This is a genomic window from Jeotgalicoccus sp. S0W5, from assembly GCF_011634875.1.
Lineage (GTDB): Bacteria > Bacillota > Bacilli > Staphylococcales > Salinicoccaceae > Jeotgalicoccus > Jeotgalicoccus marinus.
Map to the genome: position 1 here is coordinate 50,989 of NZ_SIRQ01000018.1, position 24,698 is coordinate 75,686.

22 protein-coding genes and 1 pseudogene are annotated in these 24,698 nt (G+C 34.2%); 6 read left to right on the forward strand and 17 right to left on the reverse strand.

The window, feature by feature from the left end; all coding sequences use genetic code 11:
• Positions 1–29: 29 nt before the first annotated feature.
• Together EYB29_RS10145 and EYB29_RS10150 are read right to left on the reverse strand one after the other, a co-directional pair.
• The gene (locus EYB29_RS10145) at positions 30–839 is read right to left on the reverse strand and encodes a hypothetical protein (protein ID WP_166627180.1); all 810 of its coding nucleotides are present in this window, start codon (positions 837–839) and stop codon (positions 30–32) included.
• Positions 840–865: 26 nt separating this feature from the next.
• Positions 866–1,663, reverse strand: a complete 798-nt coding sequence (locus EYB29_RS10150) for a WecB/TagA/CpsF family glycosyltransferase (protein ID WP_026867459.1) — start codon at positions 1,661–1,663, stop codon at positions 866–868.
• 94 nt (positions 1,664–1,757) lie between these two features.
• On the opposite strand from EYB29_RS10150, the gene EYB29_RS10155 reads away from it, so the two are divergent.
• Positions 1,758–2,468, forward strand: a complete 711-nt coding sequence (locus tag EYB29_RS10155) for a glycerophosphodiester phosphodiesterase (protein ID WP_166627181.1) — start codon at positions 1,758–1,760, stop codon at positions 2,466–2,468.
• A gap of 31 nt (positions 2,469–2,499) precedes the next feature.
• Here the strand turns inward: EYB29_RS10155 and tagH are convergent, their stop codons facing one another.
• From tagH to EYB29_RS10170, 3 genes and pseudogenes are all read right to left on the reverse strand, one after another.
• A complete protein-coding gene (gene tagH, locus EYB29_RS11720; protein WP_026867457.1) occupies positions 2,500–3,852 on the reverse strand; it encodes a teichoic acids export ABC transporter ATP-binding subunit TagH in 1,353 nt (450 codons plus the stop codon).
• 12 nt (positions 3,853–3,864) lie between these two features.
• Positions 3,865–4,686 (reverse strand): ABC transporter permease, encoded by an 822-nt coding sequence (locus EYB29_RS10165; RefSeq protein ID WP_166627289.1) that lies wholly within the window; start codon positions 4,684–4,686, stop codon positions 3,865–3,867.
• Between the two features lie 35 nt (positions 4,687–4,721).
• Positions 4,722–5,912 (reverse strand): annotated as a pseudogene (locus EYB29_RS10170) (CDP-glycerol glycerophosphotransferase family protein); the annotation flags it as partial.
• Between the two features lie 99 nt (positions 5,913–6,011).
• Between EYB29_RS10170 and tagD the strand changes: the two are divergent.
• Positions 6,012–6,407, forward strand: coding sequence for a glycerol-3-phosphate cytidylyltransferase (gene tagD / locus EYB29_RS10175; RefSeq protein WP_166627183.1), 396 nt, complete (start codon positions 6,012–6,014; stop codon positions 6,405–6,407).
• Complete coding sequence (locus EYB29_RS10180) at positions 6,400–7,539, forward strand: CDP-glycerol glycerophosphotransferase family protein (protein ID WP_166627184.1); 1,140 nt, start codon at positions 6,400–6,402, stop codon at positions 7,537–7,539. The genes tagD and EYB29_RS10180 overlap by 8 nt, the downstream gene beginning before the upstream one ends.
• Before the next feature lie 33 nt (positions 7,540–7,572).
• Here EYB29_RS10180 and EYB29_RS10185 read toward each other — a convergent pair whose 3' ends face one another.
• From EYB29_RS10185 to EYB29_RS10195, 3 genes are all read right to left on the reverse strand, one after another.
• Positions 7,573–10,236: a CDP-glycerol glycerophosphotransferase family protein gene (locus tag EYB29_RS10185; protein ID WP_166627185.1), complete on the reverse strand. Its 2,664-nt coding sequence runs from the start codon at positions 10,234–10,236 to the stop codon at positions 7,573–7,575.
• Between the two features lie 117 nt (positions 10,237–10,353).
• The gene (locus EYB29_RS10190; protein WP_166627186.1) at positions 10,354–11,529 is read right to left on the reverse strand and encodes a glycosyltransferase family 4 protein; all 1,176 of its coding nucleotides are present in this window, start codon (positions 11,527–11,529) and stop codon (positions 10,354–10,356) included.
• 62 nt (positions 11,530–11,591) lie between these two features.
• Positions 11,592–12,755, reverse strand: a complete 1,164-nt coding sequence (locus EYB29_RS10195) for a glycosyltransferase family 4 protein (protein WP_166627187.1) — start codon at positions 12,753–12,755, stop codon at positions 11,592–11,594.
• Between the two features lie 104 nt (positions 12,756–12,859).
• On the opposite strand from EYB29_RS10195, the gene EYB29_RS10200 reads away from it, so the two are divergent.
• From EYB29_RS10200 to EYB29_RS10210, 3 genes are read left to right on the forward strand one after another with little or no spacing between them, the layout of a single operon-like run.
• Complete coding sequence (locus tag EYB29_RS10200) at positions 12,860–14,251, forward strand: LCP family protein (protein ID WP_166627188.1); 1,392 nt, start codon at positions 12,860–12,862, stop codon at positions 14,249–14,251.
• A gap of 13 nt (positions 14,252–14,264) precedes the next feature.
• Entirely contained in the window at positions 14,265–14,738 is a 474-nt protein-coding gene (locus EYB29_RS10205) for a DUF2538 family protein (RefSeq protein WP_240921865.1), read from the forward strand.
• An 8-nt stretch (positions 14,739–14,746) separates the two neighbouring features.
• Positions 14,747–15,178 (forward strand): GNAT family N-acetyltransferase, encoded by a 432-nt coding sequence (locus tag EYB29_RS10210; RefSeq protein WP_166627190.1) that lies wholly within the window; start codon positions 14,747–14,749, stop codon positions 15,176–15,178.
• A gap of 16 nt (positions 15,179–15,194) precedes the next feature.
• On the opposite strand, the gene EYB29_RS10215 is transcribed toward EYB29_RS10210, so the two are convergent.
• The 9 genes from EYB29_RS10215 to EYB29_RS10255 all read right to left on the reverse strand — a co-directional run bounded on the left by EYB29_RS10215 (position 15,195) and on the right by EYB29_RS10255 (position 24,669).
• Complete coding sequence (locus tag EYB29_RS10215; protein ID WP_166627191.1) at positions 15,195–17,342, reverse strand: glycosyltransferase family 2 protein; 2,148 nt, start codon at positions 17,340–17,342, stop codon at positions 15,195–15,197.
• A gap of 9 nt (positions 17,343–17,351) precedes the next feature.
• On the reverse strand, positions 17,352–17,561 hold the full coding sequence (locus tag EYB29_RS10220; RefSeq protein ID WP_026867446.1) for a hypothetical protein: 210 nt from the start codon (positions 17,559–17,561) through the stop codon (positions 17,352–17,354).
• A gap of 12 nt (positions 17,562–17,573) precedes the next feature.
• Complete coding sequence (locus tag EYB29_RS10225) at positions 17,574–18,482, reverse strand: ABC transporter ATP-binding protein (RefSeq protein ID WP_026867445.1); 909 nt, start codon at positions 18,480–18,482, stop codon at positions 17,574–17,576.
• Between the two features lie 22 nt (positions 18,483–18,504).
• A complete protein-coding gene (locus tag EYB29_RS10230) occupies positions 18,505–20,595 on the reverse strand; it encodes a hypothetical protein (protein WP_051220565.1) in 2,091 nt (696 codons plus the stop codon).
• Positions 20,595–21,215, reverse strand: coding sequence for a hypothetical protein (locus EYB29_RS10235; protein ID WP_026867444.1), 621 nt, complete (start codon positions 21,213–21,215; stop codon positions 20,595–20,597). Before EYB29_RS10235 ends, EYB29_RS10230 begins: the two co-directional genes overlap by 1 nt.
• Positions 21,208–21,585, reverse strand: coding sequence for a hypothetical protein (locus tag EYB29_RS10240; RefSeq protein WP_026867443.1), 378 nt, complete (start codon positions 21,583–21,585; stop codon positions 21,208–21,210). The genes EYB29_RS10235 and EYB29_RS10240 overlap by 8 nt, the downstream gene beginning before the upstream one ends.
• On the reverse strand, positions 21,572–22,723 hold the full coding sequence (locus tag EYB29_RS10245) for a glycosyltransferase family 4 protein (RefSeq protein WP_166627192.1): 1,152 nt from the start codon (positions 22,721–22,723) through the stop codon (positions 21,572–21,574). Before EYB29_RS10245 ends, EYB29_RS10240 begins: the two co-directional genes overlap by 14 nt.
• A gap of 11 nt (positions 22,724–22,734) precedes the next feature.
• On the reverse strand, positions 22,735–23,544 hold the full coding sequence (locus EYB29_RS10250; protein WP_026867441.1) for an ABC transporter permease: 810 nt from the start codon (positions 23,542–23,544) through the stop codon (positions 22,735–22,737).
• 168 nt (positions 23,545–23,712) lie between these two features.
• On the reverse strand, positions 23,713–24,669 hold the full coding sequence (locus tag EYB29_RS10255) for an acyltransferase family protein (RefSeq protein ID WP_166627193.1): 957 nt from the start codon (positions 24,667–24,669) through the stop codon (positions 23,713–23,715).
• Positions 24,670–24,698: the final 29 nt, after the last annotated feature.

A 24,698-nucleotide genomic window follows, 5' to 3' on the forward strand; every position in this document is an offset into this window, starting at 1 on the left:
ATATAAAAAAAGAGCATATAAACTGCTCTTTAATTTTCAGATATAAAATTCACCAGCTCATCTGACATAGCTGGGGTCACTTCTTCAAGTAGTAATTCGAGACGAGGCTCACCAGCAGCCGGACTTGCGATTTCTTCTTGGTCAAAATTAAAAATAACACTTTCCTTCGATATGTCTACATTACTAAAGGTATTGGCTTCATTGTGTACCCAGTCAGATAACTTGTCTCGGTCGATATACGCACTGTATATTTCCATTTCAGCTAAGTTTCGGTTCAACACTTCAAATAGGTAATCTCTTTTTTCTGAAGATTGATCGAACAAACGATCTTCAATTAAGGTCGACGTTTCTTCGATATCGACGAACATAAAGGCTACACGGTTAATATCGTTGGTTTGATTCAACTTACTGTTTATATTAAATCTCAAGGCAAACACATCCTCATTTAACTGAGTCGGTGTAACTTGAATGTTTAAACTTGCCTTAAATTCTTCATCACCCTCATCTGCACTGATAAGATTATTGAACACTTCTATTTGTTCGTTATTAAAATTATTTATACTCTCATCAATAGACGCTATTTCAAACTTTGGGTATTCCACAGACACAATTTTATTGTCGTCTTCATCAGCCTCAGTTACTATTTTTAAACCCTCTTCATCTGATTCCGTCAATTGTTTATCGTTAGCAGGTGCATCTTTGTCTTTCTTTTCATATTGCCCATTTTCTAGCATTCCGAGCGCTTCTTCATTACCTCTTGGTTCGTTTTCTTCAGTGCTACAGGCTTGAAGCATTAAAACCATCATGCCAATCATCATTAAAACTATCTTTACTTTCATCGAATATGCTCCTACTATATTTGTAGTTAACGTATGCCATCTCGTGATGATCTTGATTTTGTTTTAGAAAAACCTAATTTTTTCATAATCCATTTAATACCGGGTGTGTGTAATAACATAAACTCCAACACTTTCATATCTCGTTTCAAACGATTGGGTTCTTTTAATAATCGGTATAGCCATTCGAGTTGAAACTTTATCCAAATTTCTGGTGCTCTTTTGATGTGACCACTTAAAACATCAAAGCTACCCCCTACACCTATAAAAATGCCCTTATCGAACGACTCTATATTATGGTATATCCATCCTTCTTGACGTTTGGCACCAAGTGCAACAAAAACGATATCTGGATTTGAGTCCAGCACTAACTTTGAAACCTCTTCATCAAAACGGTTAAAATAACCATCTCTTCTACCCGCGATAACAACACCTGGAAAATCCCTTTCAACAATTTTAACGACATCTTTGTTTACAAGTTCACTTGCCCCTAAAAAGAATACACGTTTTTTATAGTCATTCGCGTATTGCAACAAGTCATACATGATGTCTACACCAGTCACACGTTCTTTTAACGGTGTACCTTTAAACTTCGATGCATTCACTACACCAATTCCGTCAGCGACAACGTAATCCGCACTTTGAACAATTGCTTTAAAATCAGGATCATCTCTTGTTTCGATAACGACTTCTGGGTTTGCAGTCACTATGAAACATTTTTTATTTTCTTCTATTGCTGGATAGACGATTTTCTTTAGCAAAGAATACCTGGAAATATTAATAAATTCTATATCCATTAGTGTCACTGTTTTCTTTATCTCTCCCATGTCGTTACCTCCTTTTCAAAAGAAATCTTTACAATTTATATACATTAAAATGTTACACTATTTTTAGAATTAATATTTGTTTGGAGTGTGTTGTATGATTAAAGTATTTGCCCATAGAGGTGCTGAGTCCAGTCGACCTGAAAACACTAAAGATGCTTTTTTATACGCCTTAGAAGTTGGTGCTAAGGCAATCGAACTCGATGTTCAACTGACTAAGGATAATGTACCTGTTGTCATTCATGATTATACCTTAACGCGTTATAATAAAGATTACACACTACCAGTAGATAATTATACATATGAGGCATTAAGCCAAATTGATGTCGGTTCGTATTTTTCAACTAATTATAGTTATTCAAGAGTACCAACCTTATCCTCAATCTTAGAAATCATACCACAAAATGTCTTATTAAATATCGAGATTAAAAATACTCCTAAAAGACATCAGGGCATTGAAAAAAAAGTTGCTGATTTAATCTCAGAATACCGTGCGATCGATAATACAATCGTATCTTCATTTGATCATATTGCTCTAAAGACAATCAGTAAAATTAATCCAAATTTGAAGCTCGGCTTTTTAATTCACTATCCAATGATTAATCCAGGTCAATACGTTCATAGCACGGGCTTAAATGCTGTCAGCATTCATCCTAATAAAAATATAGTCAATGAAACATTTATTCAAGAATGTAAACAATATGGTTACAAAATATATCCATACACTGTAAAAGATGAAACTGACTACACCCGACTAACTGATCTCGGTGTCGATGGCTTTTTTACTTCTACAACAGACTATTATTAAGAAAAGAAGAGGTACCTAGGGCACCTCTTTTTTAAAGTGTATCTAGTTCTTCTGTCGAGGTTACAACATTATTACTATGGATCCAAACTAAGTCTGAACCCTTGTCAATCGTCCCTCTATACCAAGTATTGTTTCCGACCAGTACCGTCTCAACAACGTTAAATTCTAATCCCGCATGATGTTCTAAAGTTTCATGGACATATTGTTTTTTACCACCCCATGGCTCAGTTGACGCAAAGCCACGACCAAGTAAATAAAATGTCTTTTTGTCGAAATCAACCACAGTGTGAACGTGTGAGGATGTTTCAATTCCTCTAATCCATCCTATAACGCCGTCCACACCACTTGGTTCAGTGCTCAGTAAGTAATAGTTCTCAAACTGATAAGTCGCTTCTCGTTTTACATAGTACACTTTATTTTTTAATATTTGTGCATCTCTTTTATTTTCATCACTATTCGGTGCTTCAAAAATATAAGTAGTATAGGCTTTTAAGTGTGCAAGTCTACTCACTGGACGAATGGAATAGGTATGTGATTCTTCCAATTCTTCTTCATTATCTAAAACCATTAACTTGCCCATTTTTTTATATTTGATATTTTTCGGATCCATCGCCATTACTTTAGAACGATATAAGTCCTTTTCTTCCTTTTGCATGTTCTGCCACTTGTTTAAGAAGGCTTCATACAGAGGTAGAACATCCTTCACATCACCGTAGGCTTTGACTCTTCCAAACTCAAGCCATAATATTTTATCACAGAAAGTCTTCATTTGACCAATGGAATGGCTGACAAAAATCATCGTCTTTCCTTGATCCTTGAATTCCATCATTTTTTTTAAACTTTTATCCGCAAATGCTCTATCCCCAACGGATAAGGCCTCATCAATAATTAAAATATCCGGATCAACCTTTACACTTATAGCAAAACCCAGTCTAGATTTCATCCCACTAGAATATGATTTTACAGGTTGATCTATAAAGTTTTCCAACTCTGAAAACTCTATAATTTCTGGCTCAAGCGCCTTAATTTCTTCCTTAGAAAAACCGAGCATCAGACATTTTAATTCAATATTGTCCCTACCAGTTAAGTCATCATTTAAGCCTGCCGCAACTGCGATTAAGGCAGGTTGGCCGTTGACTTGTACATCACCGCTCGTTTCTGGCACTATACCAGCAATGATATTGGATAAGGTAGATTTACCAGAACCATTGATTCCGATAAAACCAACGACATCGCCTTTGTCAGCTTCAAAGGATACTCCATTCAAGGCATAAAAGTTATCCCCATGTTCTTTTGGACTAATTAAGTCCAACATGCGTTCTTTAGAGCTCTCATACAATTTATATTTTTTTACGACATCTTTTGTTACTATAGCTTTTGTCATAGTACGACCCCATTATAAGTAATCAATAAAATTACGTCTGAATTTCATATGCAGTACTGAACCAATTAGCAGCATTACGAACATTAATACCCAATAATAAATAGTGTATTCCCAGTTTTCAATGAAGAACCATTCTGTTCCAAAGAATGATGCACGATAACCTTCAATTAGGTACACCAATGGATTCAACTTCATAATAATCATCAAAGTCGGAAAATCTGACAACATCGATAATGGCCAAAGTACACCTGATAGATATAGGGCCATACGTAACAATGAATTCAAAAGTAAGTGTACGTCTCTAATCAACGTCGATAAGGTCGATGTAATCAATGCAAATGAATAGATTAATACGTAAGTTGCAAAGATATAATAGAACAACTGCACAAAGTAAAAGCTCACATAATAGCCAGCAATTTGAAATACAATAAATGCTAATACCAACATAATGATATGCGTATAAAACTTTGAAAATATAGGAATATTCGGTATTACACTTAAAGGAAAATTCATTTTTGATAGCATCTTAAGCCTCGTATATATAGACTTAGATGCCTCAATACTTGCTTGGTAGAAAAATGTCCACACAATAAAACCAATGAACAGCCAATAGAAGAACGGTACTTCCATTCCGTTCATTTCAATCGGCGCTCTTTGTCTTAAGGTGCCGAAGACGAACCAGTAAATCATAATTGAAATTACAGGTGTTAAAACTTCCCAGACAATGCCTAAGTAGTTGTTTTGATTCTTACTCTTTACATCATAGGTCGATAATCGTCTCACTAAGTAGAAGTGAGCGATTTGTTCTTTTAGTACATTAAGCATGGATTTCATCTTAGTCACAACCTCAATTTTTCATCAATGGTGCATTATACAATCTTATTTCTTAGATGACAAATAACTTCCTCTGCCACTCTTTCAGAAGCATGTCCATCTTCTAATGAACAGAACTTGTCTCTAAACGCTTTAGTATTATAGGTTTCATTAAAATCTGATGATTCGCTTTCTTTGATCGTATCGATTAAAGCATCTGTTGTTTTTACGAGTGGTCCCGGTGCTTGATTTTCAAAATCAAAGTAGAATCCACGCAGTTTGTCACGATAATTATCAATGTCATAAACATAGAAAATCATCGGACGTTCTAAGTTCGCATAATCGAAGAAAACAGATGAATAATCTGTTATCAGTAGATCTGAAATAGAATATAGTCCTCTGATATCTTCATACATAGAAAAGTCATATATAAAGTCTTCATATCCTGATATATCTAAGTTTTCACTGACGAGATAATGTAGACGAAGTACGATAACATAATCCTCACCCAAAGCTTCATACATTTTTTTCAAATCAAATTCTAAATTGAATTTGTAACGTCCTTTAGCATGATAGGAATCGTCTCTCCAAGTCGGTGCGTAGAGAATAACTTTCTTATCTTCTGGTAGGTTAATTTCTTTTTTAAGATTACTAACGGCCGCTTCGTCACTATTTGTGTATAAGAAATCATTTCTTGGATAACCAGTCTCTAATACTGTCTTATCAAATTGAAAGGCACGTCTAAATATTTCCGTTGAATATTCATTGGGAGATATTAAAAAGTCCCACTTAGCCGACTCTTTTGTAAAGTTACGCTTATACTTTTCTGTATTTGTCCCAGGCATGTATACTTCATCCATATCTGTTGCTAATTTTTTTAGTGGAGTCCCGTGCCAAGTTTGAACATAAGTCGTCGTCTTAGGTTTAGGTATCCAGAGCGGTAGTCGACTATTTGTAATCCAAAGTGTCGCCTTATTCATATAGATCATCCAGTTCAATGAAAATCTCTTAATGTAGGGTAGGTCATAGTGTTCAAATGTTTCAGCATAACGCTTATCAACGCTCCATAAGAGTCTGTATTCTGGATGATGTATAGACATATATTCATACAGCGCTCTTGGATTGTCACTATACTGCTTGCCGAGAAAACTCTCAAAGATAATCAAAGAGTGATCCTTATTAAATAATTTACCACATAACCAAAATGATGCTTTATATAATTTTAAGCCTAAACTTTTTAATTTTTTCATTTTCACCACACCTGAATCATATTCAATATAATATTATGCTATAATTCATAATACTACAAAATAGATTAACATTGCCTTAATTGGAGGAAATTTATCATGAAAAAAGTCATAACATATGGAACGTTCGACCTATTACATACAGGTCACATTAATATTTTAAAAAGAGCAAAGGCTTTAGGGGACTATTTAGTTGTTGCTGTATCTACAGACGAATTTAATATGCTTAAACATAAAGAAGCGTATCATTCATTTGAAGAAAGAAAGCAGATCTTAGAAGCCATCCGCTATGTTGATGAAGTCATTGGAGAAGATAATTGGGATCAAAAGAAAAATGATGTTAAAAAACATAATATCGATGTCTTCGTCATGGGAAATGATTGGGAAGGTGAATTTGACTTCTTAAAAGATCAATGTGAAGTCGTTTACTTACCAAGAACAAGTGGAATTTCAACAACCAAAATTAAAGAAGAACTAAAGGGTTCTAATGATTAAAGAATCTATCTTAAAGGTGTATCTAACAGTGTTTAAAACTATTTTTTCTATCTTTAACACTCGACCTTTAAAAAATCGTACCGTCATGCTCGCATCGTTTGGGGATAATATCCAACATGTCATCACTCAACTTAACAAAGAGACACAACAGCACATCGTTGTCCTTAAAGATCCAACTTGTCATTTCAGCTTTAAGCAAGCTGATCAGTCACTCAACTTTTCTTTAAGACAGCCAATTCAATTTCTAAAAGGTATATATTATCTTGCAACGAGCAGATATATATTTATCGATAACTATCAAGTGGTCCTTGCCGCCTGTGATTTTAGATCACAGGTCACCTGCACACAACTGTGGCATGCTAACGGAGCCGTAAAATATTTCGGGCTTAGGGACAAAACAATCAAGTCAAGACCACAAAGTGCCCATGACCGTTTTAGAGATGTATATAAAAGGTTTCATAAGGTGGTTGTATCTTCAGATGATATGGCTTATATCTTTAAAGAAGCCTTTGATTTAAAAGATGAAAATATCTTAAAGACGGGTTTACCGAGAACGGACTATTATTTTAATCAAGCACTCGTATCACAGCGACGTGAAGAATTAAGGTCAAAACTCAACATAGCCAAAGAGAAAAAGGTCGTGCTATATGCACCCACCTATCGAGATGGTCAGTTAGATGAATATAAATTACCACTCGATTTTAAGCAGCTTGAACAAGCATTACCAGACTATTACTTTTTAGTGAAGCTGCATCCGGCTGTACAAGAATGTAAGGTAGATGATTCTAATTTCGTTAAAAATGTCAGTCATGGCTATAAAATAGAAGACTTGATGGCAACATCAGACATACTAATCACAGACTATTCATCCATCCCATTTGAATATTCCATCTTTAACAAGCCGATGGTATTCTTTGTTGATGACATCGAAACATATGAAGAAGAAAAAGGAATCTGGTTCGATTATGAAAAATATATGCCAGGACCAGTTGTGAAAACAAACTCAGATTTAATATCCGTTTTAAAAGAAAACAAATTTAATCTTGAAGATGTTAAAATTTTCAACCATCGAGTAAATCAATATGCCGATGGTCAGGCAACAAAAAAACTTATCCAAACACTGTATAAATAAGGACAAGGGATCATATGACTCCTTGTCCTTATTTTAGTGAACCTCGTCGTCAGTTCGTTCTAATTCAGCAATCTTATCAACTACACTATGATATATTCTCTGTGAATTATTATGGTCTTGATAATCAAAGATGCCTGATATATCGATGTCACCTGGTTTAAAGTTCAAATTGATTTGCTGTTGAATCAGATCTACTAATTCATCTTCTGTTCTCGCAATACTACCAATAAAAGTTTGATATAAAGGTCTTAACTTACCTTGTCTAAAGAACTTTCTCACATCAAAATGATAGTAGATTACCGGCTTGTTCATCAGTGTAAAGTCGAAGCTCACACTTGAATAATCTGTTATCAATAAGGAATGTTCAATTAGCAAGTCCTGTACAGTCTTAGATCCCAACTGTATAAAGTTTATATTTTTACTTGGATTTAAGATTTCATCGTTAAAGTACATCTGTGCTCTATAGTGCGGGTAGAAGTTTAATCTTACATCATTTTCTTCTAAGAGCTTAATCAATCTTTCGTTGTGAATCAGATTGTTGTAGTTATTAAAATATTGACTTGAGAGGAACTGCTCATCTGTATTAATCCAGTCACGCCAAGTTGGCATGAGTAAGATATCTTTCGTCTTGTTTCCTCTAGGCAATGAATCAAAGCGTGCGAGTCCTGTCACTGCAACTTCATCTTCATAATAACCAAGCTTTTTCATGACAACCTGCTCTTTTTCTGGAGTACTTGAAACAATAAATAAATCAAATGGTAGATCATAGTACTTTCTGTGATATTCTACTCTCTTACGACCTAATACACCATGTTGTAAAAACACTTTTATAGTCTCTTCATAGTTAAAGAATCCTCTTGCTGGCTTGTACGGTAAGAGATTTTCTAAATCATGTGTCCCTAATAAGACGCCGGCCTTAAATGAGACCTGATAATGTTCATTTGAGCCGAAGGCCAGCACATGTGGGTCTGATGAAATACTCCTATAGTCAGGTGCAGTGTCTTCAATAACATAATAAGCATTGATATCTGTGTTTTCTCTTAAATATTTGTAAAAAGCATATCCGTTGTCTTGAGCTGTGTCATAACGCTCACCCACTAACCAAGTTGAATAATCTTTTTCAGGCTTTTCTATTGGCAATGGTACACCTTTTGGAATGACGAAACTTTCAACTTTTAGATTATTAAAGGGTGTAGTCGTCACTAAGAAATAATGTGTATTGCGTTCTTCATCTTTCTCTGTTTTTACACCATAGTAATTATCTTTCTTATAGTCTGAGTACTTATATTTAATCTTCTCTTTTCTAATAATTTCCCCGTTCTCATGCACCATACCAATAAAGATATCTATAATTGTCTTATCCTTACTTTTAAGTCCCTTTAAATCTACCTTGGATAGATCCATATTAAATTCTACATCGACTGGAACAAGCGATTGTTCTTTTGAATATCGATCTTCGAATATCATGAAAATACTTGATTCAGTAAAGTTCTCTCTACCTCTCGTATAACCTTTAAGGTGGAAGTTTTCTATTTCTGTGACTTGTCGCTTAATTCTTGGACGAGTCAAATAAAAACCTAAACCTTGATCCTTTCTTCTATATAACCATATCTTTATATTTTCATAGTGATATGAAATTAGGTGTCTTTCTCCGATTTTCGAACCTTCATAATCACTTAAATCAGGTTGCATAATAACTGGCTCATTGCCTCTACTTAAAATGCTAAATCTCTTTCTAGAAAAACCATCCATCAAGTCCTCAAAAGGAATATTTGTATAATACAGTCCGTTGTTGTCAACACTGACATCAAATGTTGTGACGTCATTCGTAACAGCGTCATTTAGAATAACAGAATCTACATCTTCTCTAATATCGCACTTAAAGATAAGCTGCATATAATCACTGGATACCTTACTTTGAACGTCAGTTAATATCACACTATGATTCTCGATAAAAACCAAGGATTCTCCATTGTGATTTTCTACTGCTAAATGATGCGATTTAGTTTTAAGAGTTTTCTTTAGCCCTGTATAAGAGACAGGTGTTAGCACCAAATCTTCTAAAATACATAAGGTCGCTCGTCCCATTGTTACATTTGTGAAATCGTCCGCTGTAATACATTGACCATTTGATTTTTCACCGAGTTCGACTATCTTATTGGGGTATAAAAGTGCAAGGCAAGCATTATTATAGAATTTCTCTTTAACTGTTACTGACAGTCTCTCATAGGCCACTGAAATATCTTTGACTTCTATGCTTTCTTCATTAAAAGTGTATTCATTAAATAGCTGTTCAAGAATGATTGTCCCATTAACAAGTAAATTGTAGTATTGTTGGTTCTTTAAAAATGAAGTTTTTGTCTGAAGATTATCACTCATGCGTATAATCATATTTTTGCCTTCAAAACTCATTTTAATAGTTGAGTTACCTTCTAAATGCTCAAAGATATCATTTGTCAAAATAAGAGAAACATTATTTTTATTTAATTCAAAGTCTAAGGGCACATTGTAAGCACCGTTAGACAAAGTGAAGACGACAGACTTACTAGAATTAATATTATAAAAGTGCCTTAATGATAAATTGATAACAATCATCTCTTCAAACACAGAGATTCCTTCTACAGACACCTTTTTAATTATTAATTCACGCATACTCTTTGGTAGCATAGTTCTCAATCTATTTTTCAATGAACTCATTTTTAAAACTCCTATATATTAATGAACACTATTGTTATTGATAAGTTCATTTTACATGAAAATATCTTTACATTACATTAATAAAAGAGCCTGAACAACAAGTAGTTGTTCAAACTCTTAATTCTCTAAGAAATTCTCTAATTTCTTAATGTTTCTTTCCCATAGAAAATCTGATTCTAATAGATTTCTCGCATTTGTTCTAAGTAAATTTTCATGAGCTTTATCATTCTTAATTTGTCTAATTGCTTGTACAAGCTCACTTGTCGTTGCATTTTCTTTAGCATAACCGACCAAATTACTATTTATGAGTGTGCTTGTATAACCGCCTAGATTAGTCACAACTGGTACGCCTGAAGCAATACCGTCGATAACCTTCCCTGGTAAGACCGTTAAAAAGACATCACTCTCTTTTAAGATAGACAGCTGAACATTAGATGAGCGAATATCTATTAGACACTCTTCCCTTGTTTTTTCCTCTTCAAAGGTCACATATTTAAAATCATTGTACTCTATATATGATTGAAAAAGATGTGCATTTACACCATACCCAATAATTTTAAAGTGAATTTTTTCCTTTTCAAGTTGATGGGCCATCTCCTGAAGCTTTTCATAACTTTGTGCAAATCCAATATTTCCTGTATAGATGACTCTGAAATTATCCGGAGCCACTTCGAATGCAACTTCTTCTTCTGTAAATGCATTAGGTAAGTATAGTTGAGGTTTTTTCGGCAAAATATTACTAATATAGGACCTAAACCCCTCATTATTAATGACGATTTTATCCGATTTTTTATAGAGCATCTTCTCCATAAATTTTAAAACTGGGTAGAATAAATCAATATTCATCTTATCGATATCTTTAACGCTATCTGGCCAGAGATCACGTACTTCTAATATTCGTTTTACTTGTTTGTTTTTCTTTTGGAAGAATGCTGCCCAAGGAATAAAGATATTAGGTGTTGTAACGTACACCACGTCATATAAATGCTGGTACTTCTTGACGTATACTCTCACCTTGTAGGCAAGCTCGAAATAATACAATAGGCGCATTGCCATCGATTTACTTTGCTTATCAGTACGCATTTTCAAGCGCATGATGTCACTTGACTCATTCATCTGGGCATTATTCCAATACTTATCCTCATCATACATTTTTTGATTAGGATATGAGGGATGTGTCGTCAACACTTCCACCTCATTATTTATAGATAGATATCGATATAAATTTTTCAGTCTATTGGCACCCGACCCGATTTCGGGGTAAAAGTTTTGTGTGATTAGTAAAATCTTCATAGGTCACCTATCGTCAATTTTTTATGTCTATTAATTATAACAAAGCTAAAGCCTTAATAAAATCAAAGTTTTTCATATAAGTCTTGTAAGATAGTTTTATCCACTTCCCAATTATACTTATATTTCGCTGCCTTTGTATTTTCTTTAAAATGCGTTCTTAAGTCGTCATCATCGATTAATTTCTGTAAGTTTTCACTTAGGTCTTTAGTATTACCTGCTTCAACAGTTAAACCAACGCCCTCTCCTTCAATCACCTTTTCTATTTCAGGCAATTTAGAACCCAGAACAGGTACATGTGCCATCAGGTACTCAAAGAGCTTATTTGATGACGCTGAATAGTGATTAAAATTGGTATTCTCTAGAAATTGAATACCAATGTCAGCAGCCTTTGTGTATTTTCTTAAATCAGCATACGGTACACGCTCGATGAAGATTACTTTTTCTTCTAAATTGAGTGCTTTCATCTTAGAGATAAGATTATTTCTTTCCTTACCGTCACCAATCATAAATAAGACCGCGCCCTCTAAATCTTTGAAGGATTCTAGAAGTTTAAACAGACCTCTTCCTTCTTGCATACCACCTTGGTAGAGGACAATTTTAGTCTCATCTGCCACATGATACTTTTCCCTTAGAGGATACGTTTCGTAGTCATCTATATTATAAAGTTCAGAATAGTTATGTATAGCCAGTGGTTTTTCCTTATAAAGATCATAATGATAATCACGACGCGTTTCATTTTCGACAATAACTTCGTCGACAAATTTTAAAAGAAATTTTTCGATTTTATATATCGTATTAAAGTTATAGTGTGTACGACTTGTTTGTACTTCATGTGAATCATAGATAAGTTTCTTTGGCTTAAGACGTAATTTCGCTGAGGCAATGCCTTGAATTAATGTATTAAGATCATGTGAATGATACACATCAGTCTTATAGCGTCGACCTAATATGATCATCTTAAACATCAAGAGTGCATTAGGAATATGCTTTGATAAGATAGATGACTTTAATTTAGACGTTAAAAATTGTGGTAACTCATACTTTAACGGACGATTGACCACTATGTTCTTTTCAATTTCTTCAACTGGTTTTAGTTTCATCTCAGTCAATTCTTTTTTTGCTATAATAGTTACAGTATAATCAAGCTCAGCGAGCGCTTTGGCTTCACGTAGCACACGCGCATCATTTATAAAATTATTCCAAACAAACATCGTTACACTTTTCATTTGATTCCCTCAATATTTTAAGATATTATTTTAACTTACGTTTATAACACATTATAATAGAGTTTAATCTATTTTAAAATCTAAAGCAGAAATGAGACTTTATTTTGACTAAAAAAATCTTTTGGACAATTGTCGTTGTCCTATTAATTGTACTAATTGGCGTCGGGATATACATTTTCAGTCTTTATAATACATTCGATAAAGGTGTCTCAAATTCTTATGAACCAACAGACAGGGAGCGTTCAGATTTAAGAGAGGAAGATGCTTCAGTAGAAGATAGTTTTACAGTGCTTATTTTAGGGACTGATGAAAACGAATCAAGGGCAGAAAAAGACAACCTTGAAGGTGATAATTTTAGAACTGATAGTATGATTCTAGCGACCTTCGATAAGAATGAAGACGATGTAAAACTTGTGAATATTCCGAGAGATACACTATCGTACCTTGATACAGAAGGCTACTTCGATAAAATCAACCATGCTCATATGTACGGTGGTCCGAGCGGCTCTATGGAATCAGTTGAGGATCTCCTGAATGTGCCTGTAGATTACTATGTGAGACTCAATATGGCTGGTGTCGTTGACATCGTCGACTCTGTCGGAGGAGTGGAGTTCGATGTTCCATTTGACATGAATGAACCAAACCAAAACGATACGGGTCGTGTCAAACTAGAAGCTGGCACTCAAGAATTAGATGGTGAAGAAGCACTTGCAGTTGTAAGAAGCCGTCGAGTCGACTCTGACCTAGGCCGTGGTAACAGACAGATTGAATTAATTGAAGCCGTTCTAAGTAAAGTTAAATCGTCCGGTGGTTTAAATAAAATCGATGACTTAATTGAAGTTGTAGAAGATAATACCCGTCACAGCTTTACGACTGGTGAAATAAGAAGTATCGCTTCTTATTATGCTTTTAATGATATTACTTTTGATTCGACACAATTAAGAGGAACTGACTATTGGGCCCAGAATGGTGGTTACTTCTATCAAGCAGATGAAGAACACCTATTTGTCCTATCAAACACTATCCGTTCTATTTTGGAAATGGACCCTTCTGCTCCTAACGATTTAATTAATATTAGACTAAGAGAATACCTCGTCCCTTATGAGTATTTTGATGACTATACTATGGAAGAATACGAGCCACAAGAATTGCCTTATTATGCCGAAGAAGGATATGAAAGTCCTTATGGCGATGGCTTTGATACTGAAGAATTCGACTATGAACAATCTGATGTCGAAGGTGAGACAGATTTAGAAGAAAATCCTGAAAATAACACCGAAGAAGAACAAAATACACCTGAACAAAATGGAGCAAACGAGGATAGTCAGGGTCAAGGGCAGTACGATGAAGGCCAATACGAGGAAGGTCAGAATAATGACAACGGTTATTATGATAATCCTAATCAAGGCCAAGAATCTGGTGGTTACTACGATAGCTACGGCAACTACATTGAAGGCGATCAAAACAACACTAATGAAAACGGGAATTACTATTAAATCATGATGTGAGGTGATTCGCTTGAGAAAATCACATGACAAAGTTACAAATATTAAAGAAATGATGGATAGTTTAGAAACACTCCTTAAGGATAGTAAAACACCAAAAATTGAAAATGAGTATTTCTATGTAAATCATAGACATAAGGAATTGTACCTTTCTCTCAGGAGTTATTTTTCTGAGAGTGAGGTCAATACAGAAGTTGACGCAGCATGTTATATAACAGCCCTGCCTGAAGTCTATGAGGTTGTTGATATCTTTGAATGTATTCATCCTATTGACTGGATTTCAGACAATGGACGTTTATCAGCACCTTTTAAGAAACTTAGACCCCATATTCAATACATTGCACTTGCAGCAGCGGAAGCGAGTAACATTAAGTTTAATACTCTCCCTGCCCTTTCACTCGGCTTAGAGTACTGGAACATCGAACAGTTAAAAGTATTTTGGCAGTATACGATTATAAGAAGAAAAAATGCGATGTAGGTGATTATATGGAATTAAAAATTAGTGATGACAACAAATATTACAATGATTGTTTAGAAATTAGAAAAGAAGTATTTATAGACGAACAAAATGTACCTTTAGAAATTGAAGTCGATGAATTCGAAAAAGAAAGCGTAAATATCATACTATTAATGGACGATCGTCCTCTAGGTACTGTAAGATACCGCGACATTGGTGATGATACCGCTAAAATTGAACGTATGGCAGTTAGAAAAATTGCTCGTGGCCTTCATCTAGGACAAGCACTGATGAACTTTGCTCATATTCATGCAGAAGAAAATGGGTTTAAAAAAACCAAGCTCGGTGCACAAGTTCATGCCTTAAATTTTTATGAAAAGATGGGATATGAAGTTACATCAGATGAATTTGACGATGCAGGGATCCCTCACAAATATATGGAAAAACAGCTGGAAGTATAAACTTCCAGCTGTTTTTTTATATATTAAATGATTTTAATATTTCTTCAATTTTTTCTGTATCACCTAACTCACTTCCAAATAATAAATTATCTTCCTCAATCAATTGTTGAAGTAGGCTACCTTTTTCATATAAACCCCAAATGCGACTACCTGAGGTAACATAATCACTATATTTAGATGGCAAGTAAGGATTAATTTTCTTATAATCTTTCGTGTTCGCATCACTTAATAACAGACAATCAAAGTCTTTTGTTACATTTAGAAATTCAAAATACTTTAGGTAAGTATAAACATTTACAATTTCTGATACACCTTCTTTAATAACCTCACTTCTAACTTTAGAAGTATTATTAGTGAAAATGTATAGTTTTGCTTTTAGATTTAATGTTTGTATCTGTTTGGCGATGCTTAATATATCGTTGGCACTTCTTGTTTCGTAGAAGTTACCAAAATATCCAATATTAAATTCATTCTGGTCTAGATTGACATAATGTTTTTCAATATTATAGTAATATTCATCTAATGATGGGTGTATTGAGATTGTCGATTTTGATTCAACCATTTCTCTAAAATTATCATCAAAACGCGCTAACATAGACTGTTGCTGATTCAAGTTTGTAAATACAATTTCATCTGCAAAAACAAAAGGTAAAACTTCGCACATGTTAAAAAGATTAGTATCAAAATACTTACCGTAATCTTCAGGTGCCTGTGCTTGTAGCTTTTTGACTTCTTTTAATGTAAAGTAAGTCCCTTTTCTTTCTTCATTTTTTATATCTTGGAGAATTGGGTCTGAAAATTCAGCAACCCAGCGTAAATTATTCCCCGCTTCTCTTAGATCAAATGCAGCCATATGAGATCCTGGCCAGAGTGCCCGTGAGTAAATTTCATCATATTTGTTTAAATCAGTTCGGTTAAGCGCCTTTTCTACAAAAGCTTTTATGTGCTGTGGATTAGAAAATGACGATACTGAATTAATCATGTGACTCGAATCAATATATGGATTTGCAATGAATTCAAGTGAAGGGTCCATACCGCGTACAGACGTCATATCATTGTAGATGACGTCTACCGGCTGTTTTTTTTCATTAATACGCTTAGCCATCACCACACCACTTGTATCAACAAATGGTGGGAAACAGTAAGATACATATAAGGTTTTACTAAGCTCCTTATTCACCTGTTGATATGGGTAAAATTCATCCTGTTTATAACGAATTAAGTCCGTCACCTTAGAATAATCGTCCATATTATTCACTAGATACTTGTTTATAAATAATGCTTGCGAACGCATTCTATCTATCAAGAGATTTCTAACATCTAAATCATCTTCATAACGTAACAATTCTTGCATTGCATCTATGACATGTATTCTATCTAGAACATTAAATTGGAAGGTTACCTTCGCACGTGATAAAGTACCCTGCCCTTTATATCGATAGTAGATTGCCTCTTTTTGATTAATCTTCACAATCGGTTTAAAGACAGTAACAATTTCAGCATATAGGGCAACATCTTCGCCATTATTTAATTCTTCATCGAATTGTGTATTCAATAAGAAACTTGTTGGTACAACTTTTGCACCGTTTAAAGATAAGTTCTTACCCACATCAAAATATTGATCTGGATATTGGTTTTTATTTTTAAGTTCTCTATTGATGACATTATTACCATGATCGTCTCTGCCATCTACAATCTCATGTAATTGATTAAGTACAATAGTATATGGTTCCGCTTCTTCTAAGGCATGTTTTAAATAGTCTACAGATAAGGTATCATCTACATCTAAAAAAGTAATATATGCAAATGATGCATTGTTAATTCCGAGATTTCTTGCACGTCCGACACCTTGTTTTGCATACAAGACTTTATGTTTAAAAGGCTTATCTAAACTGTTAAATATTTCTTCTGAAGCTTCGTATTCTCCATTGAAAATAAACAACACTTCGAAGTATCTACTATCAAGAGATTGTTTTGTAATGGATTCAATTAATTCTTTTATAAAATCTTCACCACGGTGGACAGGTATAATTACACTGACACCATGAGATAGGTCAACTACAGGGAAAGGTGATTGTTCCTCAGGTACTTGTTGGTCATTTAGTATGGAGTTTTTAATTTTTTTTATTTGTTTTAAACGCTCTCTAATTTTTAAATTAGACATACTCATACACTACTTTCCGACAAACTTTTTCATCTTCAAACCTAATTTAATAGGAAAAAAACTTTGATATTTTTTAATTTGACGATTTAACCTGTCATTTTCATTTTTTAATACTGATATTTGTCTATCAATATTTTTAAGTTCATTTAGTGCGCGTTCTTCTTTATTAAGTGACTCCAAAGCTAAGTTTTTTAATTCTTCATAAGTTAATTTTTCCATATCACATACACCTTATAAATATTGTAACGCTTGTAAGTATCCCATAATCACTATAATAACTGATAGAAGGCTTAAAAGCATGCCGTTACCTATACCAAACCTTGTGTCATTTTTCTCCATCGGTGCTTGTGAGGCACGTTGACCATCAACCATTGCTTTCTTATAGCGTTTTTGAACATGTTTTGGTTTTATGTTGTATCCTCTGACAAATCTAGCATATAGTCCGACTACTGGAATACAATCTCCATATTCTTTTAGTTCTCCAAAATGAATCCATGCTGCCTTATTACACATTTTCTGTATTTGAGGTATAGAGTGACTGACAAAAAAGATTGTTTTGCCTTCTTCTCTAAAGCTTTTCATCTTCTCAATGCACTTATTAGCAAAAGTATCATCACCGACTGACAGTGCCTCATCCACAATAAGTACATCTGGATCAGTATGCACTGCAATAGCAAAGCCCAGTCTTGACATCATCCCGCTTGAATAGTTCTTAATCGGTTGATCTAGGAAGTCCTCAAGTTCTGAGAACTGCACAATATCATCATAACGCTCTTCGATTTCTTTCTCACTCAAACCGTGCATCAAACACTTCATATGAATGTTTTCTTCACCTGTTAATTCAAAGTTTAAGCCCGCAGAAATTGCAATCAAAGACGGTTTACCATCGACATAAATATCTCCTGTTGAAGGTGATGTGACACCGCCTAGTAAGTTAGATAAGGTCGATTTCCCTGAACCATTAAGTCCAACAATACCGACAGAGTCTCCAGGTTCGACTTCAAATGATACATCTTTTAAAGCATAGTAATATGCTTCTTCTTTATTTAAAAATGGAAATAGAATCTTCCATAATTTCCTTTGCTTGCTCGTTGTATTAAATACTTTAGAGACATTATTTACTTTTACTTTATAAGTCATTTAATCACTTCCATCTCGAGTGTTATTTAGAACACTTGATGTTTTTTACTTGATAAGTCGCTTTATCTATATCGTTAGCGAGCTGTTTAAAGGTCGATGCATACTTTTGATAATCGTGTTGTCTTGTAATATACAGCTTCTCTTCATACGTCTGGTCTAAAATACTCTCTCTTTCAGTAAATGCCCAAATATTTGAAAGACTACCACGATAATCACTGAGTTTTGAAGGCACATATGGATTATATGGTTTAATGCCAACTGTTTCTGCATCAAATATTAATAATGCATCCATTAGGTCTGTTAAGTTTAAAAACTCGAAGTACGGTGCATATTGGTTCATCACAATGTAATCCTTAAAGGCGCTTTGATTGTAAAATCTCATCGTCTTACGGTTTAAGTTAGTAAACACGTGAATCGTAAAGTTATTAATATTGGCTTCGTATAGGTATTTCGCCACTAATTCGATTTGTCTAAAACCACGGGTATCGTAAAAATTACCAAAGTATGCAATATTGATCTTATCCTGTTCAACCTTATAGAAGGATTTCACGAGTTGATACATATCTCTAGGTAAGGTTGGGTGCTGACTAATAATTGCCTTGGATTTGACCAATTCTTGAATATCTTCATCATACCTTAAAAGCATATAATCTAGCTGATATTTGTTTGTAAAGATGAGTTCATCAGCATACAAGAAAGCAACAACTTCACAGACATTAAATGAATTGTCATCAATTAAATCACTATATTTTGGCCCAACAAAGGCTTTTAAATCTTCGATATAATCATCATCTTCAATAGGTGCATGCCTTAAATTAGAAGACACATCTGTTACCAAGGGATCTGAAAACTCTGCAACCCATTTAATTGATTGGTTAATTTTCTTTAATTCGAATGCTGCGAAGTGAGAATGTGGAAACATAACACGAGAGTACATTTCATCGTACTTGTCACTGTACATCTTGTATGCATGTAACACACCATCTATATAATCTTCGATACTTTGCCAACTACTAAAGGCCTGGGCACCATTTAAAACAATTTGCGAATCTAATAAGTGACTCATAATGTTCATGAGTTTTTGGTCTTTTTTTCTAATTCTACTCATGTCATTGGAAATCACATCCACGACTTGTTTGTCTTCAAAAATACGTTTTGCCATCACATTACCACTCGTGTCGTTAAACGGAGGGAAACAATAAGCCAAGACTAATTTTTTAGCATCGCCCTTATTTAAGGCTGCATAATAAATGCTCTTAATACCATAGGATTTCAATTTCTCAATTAATTCATCCTTTGAAATAAGACCCTTATCAATGTAGTTTCTTAAATGAGACGTAAACATCTTATTGAAGTGATTCAATACGCCTGCAACTTCATCATCAAAACGTTTTTGTAGTATGTTATCCACGTATTTAATTAGATTGATAATGCCATCTAAGTCATTTGTTAACCCACGAGATAACTTCCCTGAAACCTTTAGTGAATCACTTCTTCTAACATGACCATTAAGATTTACTAGAGCAAGTAAGTTTGTCATCCAAACATTGAATCTAAATGTAAAGTTCTCACTAAATTCATGGTAGAAAATTAAATCACTCGGTATTAGACAGTTGGTCTCTTTAATGATTTTATCGATGGTAAAGCCATCAAATTTATAGTCTTCAATATGATTGTCTGATAAAAATTTCTGATAGATTTTAGCATCGACTGATTCATTATTATCTACATCGATGAGATATAACTTATCCGCTTCTAATCGAAAGGCTTCATCACCTAGTTTAATGGATAACGATTCATCTAAAATCAGTACATGCGAAAGGCCAATATAGACTTTTGCATCTTCAACATTGCCCTTTAAAACAAGCTGGTTATCAGCTTTACAATGACTATTTAGAGACTCGTAAACTCTGTCATCTGAAGTGACCAAGATCATCTCAAGGTCAGATCTTCCTGCTACTTGTTCTAAATTTTTTAAAGCGAAATTCGTATTTGATACGACCTCTTGGATGATGGTCAGGCCTTGTTTATGTTTATGAGACAATGAAGAAATGACACTATTAATATATTCAGAATTAGCATCTTGAACGTTGACTCTATTAACTAACTCCATTAATATCCTCTTTTCTTGTTCCAGTATGCAACTTGAAGTTTGCCGAGCTTAGATTCACGGAGTTGTTCAAGTCGTTTTAAGGCTTGCTTATATTTTTCCATTAGATCTAAATAACGTGTTTCAAGTTCATCATCATTGATTGCACCTGATGATTGTTCAAGTAATTGCTTCTCTCTTTGTAACTGGGCAATTTTCTCATTGTTCTTACCCTGTTCTCTTAGCAAGCTTTCAACAATCTGAAGCTCATATGATTTATTTTTCTCTTGAATGTTAATGTTTAAACGCTGATATTTCTTCAGTATATGGTCACTTTTCTCACCAAGTGTGAACACAAAAGCATCAGATTTATAATCTATATCTGCAATGTTTACAGCTGAACTTAATAAGGTGTCATTTAGCTGGTCATCGTTGATGATGAGTTGCAGTTCACTATCAGTCTTTAATTCATTAATAATCGTCCAAACATCAATCACCATCAGAGGCCTTAAGTCAAGGTATCTCGTTGTGTCATATTGTTGTAGTTTTGACAATAGAGTCTGATATCCTTCTTTGGTATCTAAGACTAGAGTCGCTGACTTAGCAGTTTCATTGTCATCATATTCAAGGAGAAACCTACTCATTTGACGCCACCTTCTTAAAATTGACTGTGGATTTATCAAAGACACGAGAATTTTCTTTTTGACTTTCCTTAGCATATGCTGTAATCGTGTATCGGCCTTTTGGAATATCGAAGCTAAAGGTATTCGACTTTTGATAGCCGGTTTTTATCGTTTCAATCTTCCCTTTTCGGTCGATTAAATCAACTGCATATTCCATCTGTTCACCCGTTGCATCAATTATGATATCAAGCGTGTGACTTTGTTCAATATAGACATCGTTAAGCCTTAACTTTGGTGATGCATTATTTACGAGCTCACTTGTCTCTATTAGGATGCCTTCTATGTGCGCTTCTAAATCGTGATATGCTTTCTCCCAATTAACTCCAGCCATCTGTAATCACCTCAATTTCTTGATTTATAACGGTTTCTACCCCTGCTTGTTTACGGATACTTGCTGCAGCTTGTTGGCTAATCTTCTTAAATTCTTTAGTGTGTTTATAGAGATAGTCAATGGCATCGACCATGTCATCTAGATTATCTCTTTCTGCCAACATACCTGTCTTCTTATGTTCGATAAATTCCGGTATACCACCAATGGCATTCGTTACCGGAACTAAGCCACTACTCATCGCTTCTCCTAGTGAGACACCTTGTGAGTCGTGTCTAGATGGCCCTAAAAATATGCCATGTGCCTGATGGATTTCTGGAATGTCATCCTGTTTTACAAAACCTTTATGAAGATGAACGTTATCAAACTTCTTTAAAGGGTTAGTAATTACATTAAATAGCTTGCCATCACCATATAGATTAAATTCTAGCTTGTTGAAGTACCTTTTTGTACTTAACTTCTTAATGACATCAACTGTTATATCATTCGCATAGTTTTTTGCTGTGTAAGGTCGGATGCTGCATATATTTAAGCGGTCATCCTTAGTTTTCTTCTTGTAAGTAAATAGTGCATCATCAATGATGTTATGAATGACATAATTACGTTCTGGTACGACACCAACAAAAGGATCCACGTAAAGTTCTTTGAAACGCTTAGAGACATAGACGAACTTAATGTTTAATTCTTCTCTCGTCATGATATCTCTTAAAAACTCTCTTTGCGGTTCAAACACTATTTCTTTTCTTTGAAGTTGAGCATCTAATTGGCCAACGTCACTTAAGAAGTTATAGTAACGTCGGTGCCAGGCCTCAGCTTCAAAACCATGTAACCAGACAACAATATTCGGTTTTCTATGGCTAGGTAATTGATCTATGCCATAAAACATCTTTGGATTAATAAAGTGAAACAACACGGTCTTAAATGAATGTTCTTGTAAGTAGGATGCAATTTGATATTCATCCATGTATTTAATATGAACCCCATCGTAGAATTCATCTTTTTTTACTTTTGTTGTAATGACAACGACGTCTACAAATAAGCCCTTTTGTTGATAGGCTTTGACTCTTCTATGCAAAAAACTATTCGCATATAGATTGCCCATTGTTGGGTAGGCGTTACATATCATTAGGTAATTATGCATGGTTTACCACCTTATAAGTAATCGATTAGTTTGTAACGGAACTTTATGTGTAGATAAGCACCAATGACTAAGAGACTCAATGTAATGCCCCAGAAATAAATATGTTGCTCAAAACTACCATATAGAAGTCCGTCTCCATATATTAAAGCATTTCTAAAGTTCATCACTAGATATGCGAACGGGTTTAAATCAGAAATCATCTGTAATAATCCCCCACGTTCTCCTGGCTGCCAAAAAATGGGAGTTAGGAAAAAACCCATCCGAATGACATTTTGCAGCACATTTCTAAAATCTCGCACTAAAATAATAAGGGTGCTCATTATTAAGTTTATCGCAAAAATGATTAAAAAAGATGCGATTACAAAATATATTAGAGTTAAGAAATAAAGTGGATTCACATATCCTGAAAATAGCGATATTGCCATAATTATAAATGTCATAAAGGATAAGTTAATCAAACTATTTGTAAATGAAATTGACAGTAGGACACTCGATGGAAACCTCATTTTAGTAACCAATCCTAGCTGAGCATAGATTGCATTAGATCCACCACTAATTGCTTGTGATATAAATAACCAAGGGAACAGACCTGAAATTAAATACACAATAAATGGGATTCCTGCTTCAGGTGCAGTTGCACCCCTTAAACCTAAACCAAAGATTAAATAGTAAATCGCCGCTTGCATTAGCGGTTGTAATATATTCCAAAATAAGCCTAGGTAATGATTAGAATATTCACTTTTAACATTATAAATAGATAGTTTCCAGATAAGGTGAATATTTTGAAATTGTTCTCTAAATAATGCTATTACGTGGTTCATGGCTTTCCCTCTCATACATGAGTTTATATTTCTACATCTTGTTTATTATAATCGTTATCCACTAAGGTGTCATTTAAAACCCTAGCCTGGAAAAGTAAAAACTACGCCTCCTTACCACTAAATGGGTAAACGAAGCGCAGTTATAAAATTAAGTATATTAATGGCCTATTATTTTGCACTTAAAAATAATACCCTTGTTGTTTTTGTTAAGCTAAATAAATAACCGAGTATGACGGTGATCATTACACCAAAGGCTGTAAACTCGAAAACTGTGACATCATAGTTTAACACTGTTCTAATAAATATATTTACAGGAAGGTGTAAGTACATAATAACAATCGAGTATCTACCCACTGTTTTAAACACTTCTTTTATCGGGAACAGGGAAATTAAATGACTGATATAAATTACTGGCATAAAGAACAGTAATGGGATAATTAAATCAAGAATAACATAGTTATATGAACTCATTTTTAAATTTAAGTAAAAATCCATATAGCCAGATGCATTCAAATAAATGGCAGCAACGGCTAATACTAAGGAAATCAATGCTATCACTAAAGAGTCCTTATACTTTCTTATAAAATCTTTACAAAAAGTTCCTAATGAATAAAAGAACGATGAAATCATGACGACATTCGCATTCCAAGGCCAATTGTATGCGGTGATTACCTCACTATGTCCGAGTATGAATAAGCCTAGAACAATTATAAACTTCAACCAGTTGTTCAATTTACTGATGAGACCAAATAAAAGTTGAGTTAATAAGAGCACAGTTATAAACCAGAAGATACCGTATGGTCCTTGTAACTCACTTCCCCCATAAATGAGTGCTTGTAAATGCGGGAAGAATCCACTTAAATCATCATAGTTAAATAACAGAAAAATCGCGATGCCGTACACAAAGTAAGGTAAGATCATACGATAGGTCTTTTTACCAGCCCACATAGGAAATTTTTTCAGTTCGATTTCTTTAAACAGTATACCTGATAAGAAAAAGAATAATGGCATTCTAAACCAGCCCAAATATATATCTAAAAAAGCGTGGCCAGCATGTCCAAGTACGACCAGTGTAATACTAATTGCCTTAGCAATATCTATCCATTCAATTCTTTCTTTCTTCACTTAATCACTCTCTACACACTCTAATCTCC

Coding starts and splice junctions, on each gene's coding strand:
- EYB29_RS10145 (WP_166627180.1), bottom strand. CDS start 839: ATGAAAGTAAAGATAGTTTTAATGATGATTGGCATGATGGTTTTAATG.
- EYB29_RS10150 (WP_026867459.1), bottom strand. CDS start 1,663: ATGGGAGAGATAAAGAAAACAGTGACACTAATGGATATAGAATTTATT.
- EYB29_RS10155 (WP_166627181.1), top strand. CDS start 1,758: ATGATTAAAGTATTTGCCCATAGAGGTGCTGAGTCCAGTCGACCTGAA.
- tagH (WP_026867457.1), bottom strand. CDS start 3,852: ATGACAAAAGCTATAGTAACAAAAGATGTCGTAAAAAAATATAAATTG.
- EYB29_RS10165 (WP_166627289.1), bottom strand. CDS start 4,686: ATGAAATCCATGCTTAATGTACTAAAAGAACAAATCGCTCACTTCTAC.
- tagD (WP_166627183.1), top strand. CDS start 6,012: ATGAAAAAAGTCATAACATATGGAACGTTCGACCTATTACATACAGGT.
- EYB29_RS10180 (WP_166627184.1), top strand. CDS start 6,400: ATGATTAAAGAATCTATCTTAAAGGTGTATCTAACAGTGTTTAAAACT.
- EYB29_RS10185 (WP_166627185.1), bottom strand. CDS start 10,236: ATGAGTTCATTGAAAAATAGATTGAGAACTATGCTACCAAAGAGTATG.
- EYB29_RS10190 (WP_166627186.1), bottom strand. CDS start 11,529: ATGAAGATTTTACTAATCACACAAAACTTTTACCCCGAAATCGGGTCG.
- EYB29_RS10195 (WP_166627187.1), bottom strand. CDS start 12,755: ATGAAAAGTGTAACGATGTTTGTTTGGAATAATTTTATAAATGATGCG.
- EYB29_RS10210 (WP_166627190.1), top strand. CDS start 14,747: ATGGAATTAAAAATTAGTGATGACAACAAATATTACAATGATTGTTTA.
- EYB29_RS10215 (WP_166627191.1), bottom strand. CDS start 17,342: ATGTCTAATTTAAAAATTAGAGAGCGTTTAAAACAAATAAAAAAAATT.
- EYB29_RS10220 (WP_026867446.1), bottom strand. CDS start 17,561: ATGGAAAAATTAACTTATGAAGAATTAAAAAACTTAGCTTTGGAGTCA.
- EYB29_RS10225 (WP_026867445.1), bottom strand. CDS start 18,482: ATGACTTATAAAGTAAAAGTAAATAATGTCTCTAAAGTATTTAATACA.
- EYB29_RS10230 (WP_051220565.1), bottom strand. CDS start 20,595: ATGGAGTTAGTTAATAGAGTCAACGTTCAAGATGCTAATTCTGAATAT.
- EYB29_RS10235 (WP_026867444.1), bottom strand. CDS start 21,215: ATGAGTAGGTTTCTCCTTGAATATGATGACAATGAAACTGCTAAGTCA.
- EYB29_RS10240 (WP_026867443.1), bottom strand. CDS start 21,585: ATGGCTGGAGTTAATTGGGAGAAAGCATATCACGATTTAGAAGCGCAC.
- EYB29_RS10245 (WP_166627192.1), bottom strand. CDS start 22,723: ATGCATAATTACCTAATGATATGTAACGCCTACCCAACAATGGGCAAT.
- EYB29_RS10250 (WP_026867441.1), bottom strand. CDS start 23,544: ATGAACCACGTAATAGCATTATTTAGAGAACAATTTCAAAATATTCAC.